Origin of the sequence: Nostoc sp. MS1 (assembly GCF_019976755.1) — a bacterium.
In the GTDB taxonomy this organism is placed as follows: Bacteria; Cyanobacteriota; Cyanobacteriia; order Cyanobacteriales; family Nostocaceae; genus Trichormus.
The window spans coordinates 2,273,649-2,285,675 of record NZ_AP023441.1; the positions used below are offsets into that span (position 1 = coordinate 2,273,649).

Below are 12,027 nucleotides of genomic sequence, written 5' to 3' on the forward strand. Positions count from 1 at the left end.
AGATTAATCTATAGGATTCATTGATATTACTATGACGAAATAATTATTTCGTTATTTGTTTTTATGTTTAGTTATGTAAAGGTTTTAGTTAAACACCAAAACTCAGAACAAATATAGTTAGTTTATGAGAAATCATAATCGTAACTATTGATTAATATCTATTGATGAAACTATTAAAAACCCATATCTAGCAGCTTACCATTGTGAGGACTGGAGTTGATAATTTTGGGCGGGAATTTCTACCGAAATTGGTATTAGTTGGACTGCACAGGCTTTTAACTCTGGTTGGAGTGAATCAGGGCAAGATTCAGGATGAGTGAGGGCGTTAGCTTCGGCATTGTCTGCCCAAAGTGTACCCCAGTGCATGGGGACAAAAACTGTACCGGGTGCGATCGCCTTTGTCACTTTAGCAGGAAACTTGGCGCTACCACGACGCGATCGCACTTCTATCACTTGGTGATCAGCAATTGCTAACTTCGCTGCATCACGAGGATGAATTTCTATAAATGGTTCGGGGTGCATCGAGCGAATTTTTTCAATCCGACCCGTGCGCGTTTGTGTATGCCAATGTCCGTATAAACGTCCAGTTGTTAAGACAAAGGGATAATTAGGATCTGGTGGTTCCGCCAAGCCTTTAGAATAATACGCCCCAAATCTAGCCCGACCATCAGGCGTGTGAAAGCGTAAGTCAGTATAAAGTCTTTTGCTGTTGTCCCTACTCCCCATTTCTGGATGCGGCCATTGGGTGGGGCCTTGCGCCTGTAATTGTTCGTGACTAATACCAGACATATCACAAGGACGACCCTTGGTTAGTTGGACAAACTCGGCGTAGACTTGGGCTGAGTTGGTAAAAGGAAACTTGTCAGCGAACCCTAATCTGCGTCCAACTTCCGCAAAAATTTCCCAATCTGGTTTAGTTTCTCGTGGTGGTTGGCGGAAGGCTTGACACAAGGTAACGCGGCGTTCTGAGTTAGTCATGATACCAGTTTTTTCTCCCCACTGAGCCGCAGGGAGAAGCACATGAGCATAAGCAGCCGTTTCTGTGGGATAGTAAGCATCTTGGTAGATTGTGAAAGGCGATCGCAATAATGCTTTTTTCGTCCGTTCTAAATCTGGCATACTTACAGCTGGGTTAGTAGCTGCAATCCACAATACCCCCACATTACCACTTTCCAAACCTGTAATCATATCCCAAGCTGTTAACCCAGGATGAGGCGAAATTTGCCCAGGCTTTAATCCCCAGAATTGTTCTATCTCTGCACGATGTTCGGGATTTTTTATCAACCGATAACCGGGTAACAAATGGGCTAAACCGCCAGCTTCCCGCCCTCCCATTGCGTTGGGTTGTCCGGTAAGGGAGAAAGGCCCCGCTCCTGGTTTACCGATTTGTCCCGTCATCAAGTGCAGATTGATAATCGTTCTTACCTTAGCTGTCCCTTCACTCGATTGGTTCACACCCATCGACCACATTGATAATACACGCTGCGACTCTCCCCAATAACGGGCGGCTGTTTCCAAATCTTCAATGCTGATACCACATTGACGGGCTACAACTTCTGGGGAATAGTGGCGAATTACCTCGGCGTAAGCCGAAAAATCACGGGTACAGTCATCGATGAAACCCACATCTATCATCTGCCAGCGCATCAATAAATGGGCAATACCATTTAACAAGTCGATATCTGTACCGGGATTTATTGCTAAATGTAAATCGGCGGCTTCGGCGGTGGGTGTGCGTCGGGGATCGACCACAATCATTTTTACCTTGCGGTTTTTGCGGTGATACTTTTCCAGACGGTTAAAAACGATGGGGTGACATTCGGCGGTGTTAGTTCCAATTAAAAATGCACAGTCGGTTAACTCCAAGTCTTCGTAGCAGCAGGGAGGCCCGTCAGCACCAAAACTTTGGATATACCCAGACACCGCACTGGACATACATAAGCGGGAGTTAGCATCGAAGTTGTTACTACCCAAACAACCTTTCATTAATTTTTGGGCTAGGTAGTAATCTTCAGTTTGAAACTGACCAGAACCATACATACATATAGCTTCTGACCCTTGGTTGAAGCGCACAGTGTGAATGCGTTTGGTGATGAGGTCAAAAGCTTCATCCCAACTGACACGGCGGAACTCCTGATCCAAAGACTCGCGCACCATTGGGTAATGTAATCTATTTTTATCCAAAGATTCAGCGATCGTTGCGCCTTTAACGCACACCATACCCTGACTAGATGGGTGGGCTTTATCGCCACGTACTCGCCATATCGGATTTCCTTGACTATCTCGATTAGTGGCTTTGTTGGCTTGGGCTGGTGGTGATACTTCTAATCCACAGCCGACACCACAATAAGGACATAGGGTTTTGGTAAATTCACTCATGTTTTTCTCACGCATTCAGCAAAGCTGTTCTCGAAGAGTAGGCGCAAAGTCGCAAAGAATATTGAGTAAAAAGTTCGTAGTAAGGACTTTAGTCCTCTGCTAAGAATGCAGGATTTTGAGAAGGATTTGCTAATTCACTTTCGGAAGTTCCAGCGAAAGAACCTTGAGGTTCTTTGAGGAAGAAGCCACACATAAATGCACAAATTAAAGCAGCTATACCCATTGTTGTGAATAGGGTAGGTGCATCGGTGAGGCTGAAGATAGTGAGATAAACTACGCCACCAAAATTACCGTAAGCGCCAACGTTTCCGGCGATTTGTCCGGTGACTTCTTTCTTAATTAAAGGAACGATACTATAAGTTGCACCACAGCCAGCTTGTGCAAAGTAGGCGGCGAACATAGTTACAGCGATCGCAAAAGGAATCGGCCAGTTACCATTAATAAAATGTGCTGTTAAATAACTTACACCAATCCCAGCACTAATGATTGTCATCGTCCATTTACGAGAGCCAAATTTATCAGAAATCAAGCCACCGCTAGGACGAGAAACTAAGTTAAGAAACGGATATGTAGCCGCAATCATCCCAGCGACTACGTGTTCTAAAGCAAAGGTTTTTTCAAAGAAGGCGGGTAGCATGGAAACTACTGCCAATTCACTACCGAAGTTAGTTACATAGGTCAACTCAAGCAACGCAACTTGTCCGAATTGATAGCGTTGGGATGCTGGGTAAGTTCGTTTACCAATAAGTAATTCCTTATTGACTTGATAAGCTTTATATGTTTGATAAACAAACAACCCAGCTAATAGAAACCAGACCAAATACATCTGGCTAATTGTGAAAAAGTGAATATTTTTCTGTGCTAACCGCCAAGCTAATAAACCCAAAGCAAAGATTAAACCAAAATTGGAAATCAGCATTGCCCAGAAGCTTTTAATGCTGGTGACTTCCAACGCACCATTTTTCTTAGGTCTTTTGTAAGTTTTGCCTGGGGGTGTATCTTGGACGCTATTGTAATAGATTACGCCGTAGATAGCGGCAATAATACCAGTAAGAGCGATCGCTAAACGCCAATTAGAAGTACCACCCGCTAAAAAGCCTGTAGCCACCGCAATCATTGGTAGGGCAAATTCTGCACCAAATGCACCAAAATTACCCCAACCACCATAAATCCCCTGTGCAATTCCCATCTCTTTCGGGGAGAACCATTCCGCCACCATGCGGATACCCACAACAAACCCAGAACCTACAATCCCCATCAACAGGCGACTGATAACTAACTGATTAAAGTCTTGGGAGAAGGCTGTTGCTAAACAAGGAACCGCCGCAAACATCAGTAGGATAGAGTAGGTTTTGCGCGGGCCGAATTTATCTAGTAGCATCCCGATAATCAGCCGCGCCGGAATTGTGAGTGCGAGGTTGCAAATACCTAAAGTTTTAATTTGCTCAGGTAATAGATGTAACTCTTTACCGATAGTAGTTGCAAAGGGAGCAAAGTTAAACCAACAGACAAAGGTAAGGAAGAAGGCAAACCAAGTCTGGTGTAAGATGCGGTAGCGATCCCTGATGGAAAATAATTGTCTCAGCATTTTATTTTTCCCGATTGTTGACTGCTGACTGTTGACTGTTGACTATGGACTAATGACTACTCATTATGTGCAAAGCGGTTATACAAGAAATCTAAGGCGTAGTTTCGTAGGTTGTAGTATGCGGGGTCTTCCATGATGCGGCGGCGGTTGCGAGGACGGGCGAAGGGAATATCGAGGATTTCGCCGATTTGGGCGGCTGGGCCGTTGGTCATCATCACAACTCTGTCGGCGAGGAAAAGCGCCTCATCGATGTCGTGGGTAATCATCAATACGGTGACTTGGTGGTCACTCCAGATTTGTAGAAGTTCTTCTTGTAATTCTTCTTTAGTAATTGCGTCTAATGCGCCGAAGGGTTCATCAAGGATTAAGACTTGTGGGCGGATGGATAAAGCACGGGCGATCGCAACTCGTTGTTTCATCCCGCCAGAGATTTGGCTGGGTTTTTTGTCTGCGGCTTCTGTTAAGCCCACCATTGCTAAATGTTCTCTAACAATGGCGCGTTTTTCGGCTTGGGGTTTGTTGGGGAATACTGCATCTACGGCTAGGTAAACGTTCTCGAAGACAGTTAGCCAAGGGAGTAAGCAGTAGTTTTGGAATACCATCATCCGGTCTGGGCCTGGTTCGGTGATGGGTTGGTCTTGGAGGAGGACTACGCCCTCACTGGGGGTATTAAACCCGGAAATCATGTTGAGTAGAGTTGATTTACCGCAGCCTGAGTGACCGATTAAGCAAACAAATTCGCCTTCACGAACGTTGAGGTCTATTCCATCGAGGACGGTGTAGGGGCCTTCGGGGGTGGGGTAGATTTTGCTTACGCCTTCGACTACTAGGAAGTTGTCTTTTTGGGTTTGTGGTTTGGTTTGGTTATTTTTGTTGATTATTTGCATATTATTTGGCTTTGTTATATGGATTTATGATTTTTAACGCGGAGGGGCGCTGAGGTTAGCGCGGAGGGGCGCGGAGAGGGAGGAAGAGAGGAGAAAACTATGGACTGTTGACTATTGACTAAATAAAGACTTCTTCTATACGGATTTGGCGTTTGATTTCTAAGCCTTTGAGGTATTCTAGGGGGTCTGAGGGGTTGAAGGTTTTGCCGTCGAATAGGTGAATGGGGTCGTCTTCGCCAATGTCGAGTAGTCCGAGGTCACGGGCGGCTGCGCCGAATATGTCTGTGCGGCAAACTCTTTCAATGACTTCTACCCAGTTTTTGGGGAATGGTGTTAAACCCCAGCGTGCCATTTGTGTGACCATCCACAAAATTTCGGTGCGGTTGGGGTAGTTGGTTTGATTGAGGTAAAACTGGTTATAGGCTGTGAGTTCTTGGGGTTGTGTACCGTCTCCGCGATCGTAGGGGTCGGTGAAACCAGGGCGGATATAGGCGGGATTTGTATCTAAATATTCGGGACGGCAAAGTAATTCGAGGATTTCTTCACGGTTGCGTATGTCGTCACAGTATTTACACGCTTCTAGTAATGCTTTGACGAGGTTTAGGTAGGTTTCTGGATACTGTTGCGCCCATTCTTCCCGCACTCCCAAGACTTGTTTCGGTTGTCCTGACCAAATTTCTAAAGCGGTGGCGGCAACAAAGCCTAAGTCTTGACGCACTGCTTGGTAGTTCCAAGGTTCTCCCGCACAATAACCATCGATGTTTCCGGCTTGGAGTTGGGCTACCATTTGGTTTGGAGGAATGACTGTTAAACTCACATCTCTATCGGGGTCTATGCCACCAGCCGCTAACCAGTAACGCAAAATTAAGTTCTGCATAGAGGCGGGGTGAACTACTCCCAATGTGAGGATTTGGTCAGGGGAAGTGTTAATTGCGGCTCTTAAGTCAGCCAAGGTTCTTACGCCTTGATGATATAGTCTTTTACTAAAAGTGATGGCGTTAGCGTTGCGAGAAATGTTTAAGGCGTTGACTACAGGAATAGGTTTTTGATCGCCTGCGCCTAAAGTTAGGGCTAAGGGCATTCCCGCCACCATTTGGGCTGCATCTAATCTGCCAGAAATCACACCTTGCGATATTTCTTGCCAGTCGTTGGCGCGGTTGAGGGTGACATGATTTAAGCCATACTTGGCAAAGAAGCCTTTCTCTTGGGCGACAATTAGAGGTGCTGCATCAGTCAGAGGCATAAAGCCAATTTCGAGGACGGCTTTTGAGGTTGCAGGTGTTGTTGAGGTTTGCTGAAGCTTGCGTTTCTTCGCCTGCTTTTGTTGGTTGAGGAAATAAATTATTTCATTGCGGAGATTATAGTAACTTGGATGTTTAACAACTTCTAAACGCTGACGGGGACGGGGGATAGGAACTTCTAGAATTTGACCGATGTGGGCTTCTGGGCCGTTGGTTAGCATGACGACGCGATCGCTTAACAACAATGCTTCATCCACATCATGCGTCACCATCACGCAAGTAATGCGATGTTCATTGCAGATTTTCATCAGTTGTTCCTGCAAACTTCCCCTAGTCAAAGCATCTAACGCACCAAAGGGTTCATCTAACAGCAACAACTTGGGACGAGTAGCCAAAGCACGGGCGATCGCTACCCGTTGTTTCATCCCCCCAGATAACTCACTAGGACGTTTATTCGCTGCTAGGCGCAGTCCCACCATATCGATATGTTCTTCAATAATTCCCCGGCGTTCACCCTTAGATTTACCTTGATAAACCTCATCCACAGCCAAGGCGATATTGTCCCGTACAGTTAACCAAGGAAGCAAAGAATAATTTTGAAAAACCACCATGCGATCGGGGCTAGGTTCTTTAATTTCCCGCCCTTCCAAAGTCACACCGCCAATACTCGCCCTATCCAACCCAGCAATGATATTTAGTAAAGTAGACTTACCACAACCAGAGTGTCCAATTAAAGAAACAAACTCGCCTTGTTTAATTTTTAATTCAATATTTTTCAGGGCAATATATTTACCACCATTAGGCAGTTCAAAAATCCGATCAACGTGGTCAACTTCAACAAAAGTAGTCATTAGTAATTAGTCCTTAGTCAATAGTCAATAGTCCAGAATTATTCTCTCTCTGCGCCCCTCCGCGCTAAACTCCGCGCCCCTCTGCGTTCCACTCTTAACTACTTCTGATCCGCAACAACCTTACTAGCAACAAACCCAACTAATCTATCCAGAAACAACCCAACCAAACCAACATAAATAAGCGCCAAAATAATCTCACTCAAATTAGTTTCCGTCGTCGTGTTGTAAGCATCCCAAATAAACGAACCAATGCCCACACCACCAACTAACATTTCTGCAGCTACAATTGCCAACCAAGACAGACCAATCCCAATTCGTAAGCCTGTAAAAATATAAGGAACAGTGGCGGGAAAGACAATTTTAAAGAAGTATTTGGGCCCCTTGAGACGTAAAACTTTGGCTACATTAATGTAGTCTTGAGGAATTTGTTGTACACCGACTGTAGTGTTGAGGAGAATCGGCCAAATTGAAGTAATGAAAATTACGAAAATTGCTGAAGGGTTAGCTTGTTGAAATGCTGCTAAAGAAATAGGTAGCCAAGCTAGAGGCGGTACAGTCCTTAATACTTGGAAAATGGGGTCTACAGCATTGTAGACTAATGGATTAACACCGATTAAAATACCTAGTGTAATGCCTGCGATCGCAGCTAAGGAAAAACCTAAACCTACCCTACCCAAACTACTGAGGATTTGCCATCCCAAACCTTTATCACTTTCACCATTATCGAAGAATGGATGAATAATAAAAGGGTCAAAGGTTTCTGAAAAAGTTTCTATCGGCCCTGGTAATTTAAAGTTAGGGTTTAAACAAAGTAATTGCCAAATAACTAGAAAAATTGCTAACGCTACTAGAGGTGGTACAATTTTTGTCCAAAATAATTTATTAAAAGCTTTTTGAGACTTTCTTATCTTAACTCGATTTCCTAAAGTAGCTGTCATTTTCCTATTCCTAAAGTATATATTATTTTGTCCGTAGTAAGAGCTTTAGCCTTTTCTTATTCCTCTAAGGACTAAAGTCCTTACTAAAAACTTTAATTAAACTTTTTTGATCTTCAAACTATTCAAATATTCTTCTGGTTTCTCTGGGTCAAATTTAACGCCATCAAAAAATGTTTCAATTCCGCGAGAAGTGCTTGAAGGAATTTCTGCATCAGCTACATTAATTGCTTTTGCTGCTTTCTTCCACAAGTCTTCCTTATTAACTTGATTAACAATGTCTTGCACTTTAGTATCTTTTGGTAAGTAACCCCAGCGAATTTCCTCAGTTAAAAACCAAGTATCATGACTCTTATAAGGATAGGAAGCATTATCTGCCCAGAATTTCATGCGATGAGCAAATTCTTTTTCGGTGCGCCCATCACCATAATCAATATTTCCTTTAGACCTTTCTAAAATATCTGCGGCGGCAACATTTAAGTATTTCCGGTCAGAAATGATTTTACACATTTCTTCTTTATTTTCTGCTTTATCACACCATTGTTGTGCTTCTAAAATCGCCATCAAAATTGCTTGTGCAGCGTTGGGATTTTTATCAACCCAGTCTTGACGCATCGCAAAGGCTTTTTCTGGGTGGTCTTTCCATAATTCGCCTGTAACTAAAGCCGAGTAACCTAATTTTTGGCTAACTAATTGAGCGTTCCAAGGTTCTCCTACACAGAAAGCATCTACTGTACCAACTTTCATATTGGCTACCATTTGTGGTGGTGGTACAGGTTCTAAAACCACATCTTGGTCGGGGTTAATACCGCCAGCCGCTAACCAATAGCGCATCCATAAATCATGTGTTCCGCCAGGAAAGGTAATACCAGCTTTCCAAGCTTTCTTATCAGCTTTAGCTTTGGCTGCGGTTTCTTTTAAGCCTTTGCTTTCTAAATTGACTTTCAAGTCTTTATACTTTTCTGCAACCGAGATAGCTTGACCGTTAGTATTTAATCTAGCCAATATATACATTGGCACTTTATCGTTAATGGTCATCAAGTATGGCATGGGGCTAAGAATATGTGCGCCATCAATACCATCACCAGAAGAACCAATTTTTAAGTTATCGCGGGTGACAGGCCAAGATTTCTGCTTGATGACTTCCATATCAGTCATGCCATATTTGGCAAAGAAGCCTTTTTCTTTAGCAATAATTAGGGGTGCAGCATCAGTTAGAGGAATAAATCCTAACTTGGCTTTGGTAGTTTCTACTTTCGGTGCTTTAGTAGATGTAACGTTGGCGGCTGGGTTGGCTGAAGGTGCTTGTTCTCCTGTGGATGTTGATTGAGAATTGTTGGAAGTGCAAGCATGAGCAAAAATAGAAACCGCAGCCGCCGCGCCTGTGGTGAAAATAAATTTTCTTCTGGAAACGTGTGTCATTTTTCTTGTGTAAGTTGTTAATTCGTCAGTTGTCAGCCGTCAGTTGTTTTTCTCTACACCCCTATATCCCTACTAGCTATTTGGGTTTAGCGCCGAAGTTTTGGATGAGTAAGTCTCGTAAAACTGGCTGTAAGTCTTCACAGGGGATGCCTTTTTGAACGCAGCTACCTAAATGTGCGTCTTTGCCGACTTTGCCACCCATATAGATGTCAACGCCTTCGACAGGTTTGCCATCTTTACGGGCTTTGGTTCCCATGAGGCCGATGTCTGCAACTTGGGGTTGTCCGCAAGAGTTGGGACAGCCTGTCCAATGGATGCGGACTGGACGAGTGAATGTGAGTTCATCTTCCAAGGCTTTGATCATTTCTGAGGCGCGGTTTTTGGTTTCGATGAGGGCGAAGTTGCAAAACTGTGCGCCTGTGCAAGAAACTAGCGATCGCGTTAACATTCCCGGATCGATGGAAAATCTCTCTAGCAAGGGATCTGTTAACAATGTTTGTAACCGCGAGTCGGGAATGTTAGGAATAATCACGTTCTGTTCAACAGTCATGCGGATTTCGCCGCTACCGTAAACATCGGCTAATCTGGCAAGTTCAAACATATCCTCGGCATACAACCTACCTACAGGTATGTGTAAGCCCACATAGTTCAATCCCTCTTGCTTCTGTTTATAAACTCCGATGTGGTCGCGCTTTTCCCAATCGATTTCGTCTTTGGGTGCGGCGTTTAGTAAGGATTTACCTAGACGCTGTTCAACTTCGGAGCGGAACTTCTCTATACCCCACTCATCAATCAACCACATCAAACGAGACTTCAAACGATTAGCTCTTGAGCCGTTATCCCGATAGACTTCTAACACCGCCTTACATATAGCTACAACTTCTTCTGGTGTAACCCAAACATTCAAGGGGATCGCCGCTTCACAACGTTTAGCGGAAAAGAAGCCACCCACCAGGACGTTAAATCCAAAGACTTTTTGAGGTGTTGGCGATTTGTCAGGGTTCCCTAATATCCAATCTCCATTGACTTCTTTGAATGCTGGGACGAAGGCTAAATCGTTGATTTCTGCATGGACTGAATTGTCGCGTCCACCAGCGATCGCAATATTAAATTTGCGAGGTAAATTAGTAAATTCGGGATTACCTTCTCCTTTATTGGTAAGTAAATCCTGAATTTGCTGCACCAATTCGCGGGTGTCATACAACTCATCCGCATCCAACCCGGCTACGGGATCACCTGTGATGTTGCGGATGTTGTCCATTCCAGATTGCACACTGGTTAAACCCACGGCGTGAAATTTATTGAAGATATCTGGTAAATCTTCAATTCTGATCCCACGTAATTGAATATTCTGTCTGGTTGTAATATCAGCGTTACCGTCATCTCCGTAACGCTGCACCACTTCGGCTAAAACACGCATCTGATCGCTAGTGAGAATACCATTAGGCATCCGCATCCGCATCATGAACTTACCGGGAGTGACTGGACGAAAGAATACACCCACCCACTTCAGGCGATGATCCCGGTCTGTTTCGTCCATTGCTTCCCATCCGAGAGAGGCAATTTTATCTATTTCTAACTTGATAGCCAGTCCGTCCTTTTCAGCTTTGAATTTCTCAAACTTATTCAGACTGGCTTTGGCGGTAGTTGCTGTGTCTGTCATAACCCGGTTCTCATAAATTACTAAATCATCTGAAACTGGCGAAGCTATTTACTCAACATCAATCAGCCCGTAGTTTGTTGGGTAATCTACGAGGGTTTAATAATGAAATATTTATTTAGGTTTAATTACTTGTACTCAAGAGCGTTTTAGAATAATTTTCTTGCTATTTCAATTACCGGCACGCCGCCTATAGTTAATTGAATGCAGTTGGAGTTATAGGTAATCTTTTACATTGGCTCAATTTGTCAAGAGGTTTATTTGAATGTTTATGTAACAATTTCGATACTTCTAAGGTTATGTTGGGATTTCATGTAAAATAGTATAAGTAGCTACAAAATTATAGTAATAATCCCTAAATCGAATAGTTAATATGCGTTTTCTGCATTACACTTACTAAATAAGTAGTGCAAAATGCTTGCAAACCATTGCTACGTCTTGCATACAGATTTTTACTGACTCTAGTTTAATTCCCTAGTCTTTTCATGAGCGATGAGAGAGACAAGGAAGCAGAGAAGCAGAGGAGCAGAAGGAGACGATGATTATTAACTCCTGCTTTTTGACTATTGACTAATAACTAATAACTAATAACTATGAAACGTAGAGATTTTATTAATTGGGTGGGTTTGGGTTTGATAGCGAGTAGCTTACCTGTAGCGATCGCAGCTTGTACTTCTGGGCAGACAACATCCACCGCAAAATCTACAGGCTGGGAAACAGTTGGTACTGTTACAGACTTAGATAAATCCGGTCAACTACTAAACGAAAATTCCCCCATTGGCCCGGTGTTGGTAGTCGGTACATCAAAAGAAAATCTTGTTGCTGTTAACCCCGCCTGCACCCACAAAGGCTGCACAGTTGGATGGAAAGCCGAAGCCAAAAAATTTGTTTGCCCATGTCATGGCTCAGAATTTGGAATTGATGGTAAAGTTCAAAAAGAACCAGCTACAGAACCACTCAAAACTTACGCCGCCAAGATTGAGGGTAGTTCAGTCGTAGTTAGACAAAGTTAAGCAACTAGGGTTTAGGGATTAGAGACTAGAGGCTAGTATTTTTTACGTAGC

General features: G+C 43.6%; 8 protein-coding genes. 1 reads left to right on the top strand and 7 read right to left on the bottom strand.

Features of this window, described 5'->3' with window-relative positions; all coding sequences use genetic code 11:
- Positions 1 to 195: 195 nt before the first annotated feature.
- From NSMS1_RS09920 to NSMS1_RS09950, 7 genes are all read right to left on the bottom strand, one after another.
- Positions 196 to 2,379: a molybdopterin oxidoreductase family protein gene (locus tag NSMS1_RS09920; RefSeq protein ID WP_224092846.1), complete on the bottom strand. Its 2,184-nt coding sequence runs from the start codon at positions 2,377 to 2,379 to the stop codon at positions 196 to 198.
- An 88-nt stretch (positions 2,380 to 2,467) separates the two neighbouring features.
- On the bottom strand, positions 2,468 to 3,967 hold the full coding sequence (locus NSMS1_RS09925; RefSeq protein WP_224092848.1) for a NarK family nitrate/nitrite MFS transporter: 1,500 nt from the start codon (positions 3,965 to 3,967) through the stop codon (positions 2,468 to 2,470).
- A 56-nt stretch (positions 3,968 to 4,023) separates the two neighbouring features.
- On the bottom strand, positions 4,024 to 4,854 hold the full coding sequence (locus tag NSMS1_RS09930) for a nitrate ABC transporter ATP-binding protein (RefSeq protein ID WP_224092849.1): 831 nt from the start codon (positions 4,852 to 4,854) through the stop codon (positions 4,024 to 4,026).
- Between the two features lie 118 nt (positions 4,855 to 4,972).
- On the bottom strand, positions 4,973 to 6,946 hold the full coding sequence (locus NSMS1_RS09935; RefSeq protein WP_224092850.1) for a nitrate ABC transporter ATP-binding protein: 1,974 nt from the start codon (positions 6,944 to 6,946) through the stop codon (positions 4,973 to 4,975).
- Positions 6,947 to 7,044: 98 nt separating this feature from the next.
- Positions 7,045 to 7,884 carry a nitrate ABC transporter permease gene (gene ntrB, locus NSMS1_RS09940; RefSeq protein ID WP_224092851.1) on the bottom strand — a complete coding sequence of 280 codons (840 nt, stop codon included), beginning with the start codon at positions 7,882 to 7,884 and terminating at the stop codon, positions 7,045 to 7,047.
- Between the two features lie 96 nt (positions 7,885 to 7,980).
- On the bottom strand, positions 7,981 to 9,303 hold the full coding sequence (locus NSMS1_RS09945; protein WP_224092852.1) for a CmpA/NrtA family ABC transporter substrate-binding protein: 1,323 nt from the start codon (positions 9,301 to 9,303) through the stop codon (positions 7,981 to 7,983).
- A 76-nt stretch (positions 9,304 to 9,379) separates the two neighbouring features.
- Entirely contained in the window at positions 9,380 to 10,966 is a 1,587-nt protein-coding gene (locus tag NSMS1_RS09950; protein ID WP_224092853.1) for a ferredoxin--nitrite reductase, read from the bottom strand.
- Positions 10,967 to 11,556: 590 nt separating this feature from the next.
- Here NSMS1_RS09950 and NSMS1_RS09955 point away from each other — a divergent pair.
- Positions 11,557 to 11,976 carry a ubiquinol-cytochrome c reductase iron-sulfur subunit gene (locus NSMS1_RS09955; protein WP_224092854.1) on the top strand — a complete coding sequence of 140 codons (420 nt, stop codon included), beginning with the start codon at positions 11,557 to 11,559 and terminating at the stop codon, positions 11,974 to 11,976.
- The last annotated feature ends 51 nt before the right edge of the window (positions 11,977 to 12,027 follow it).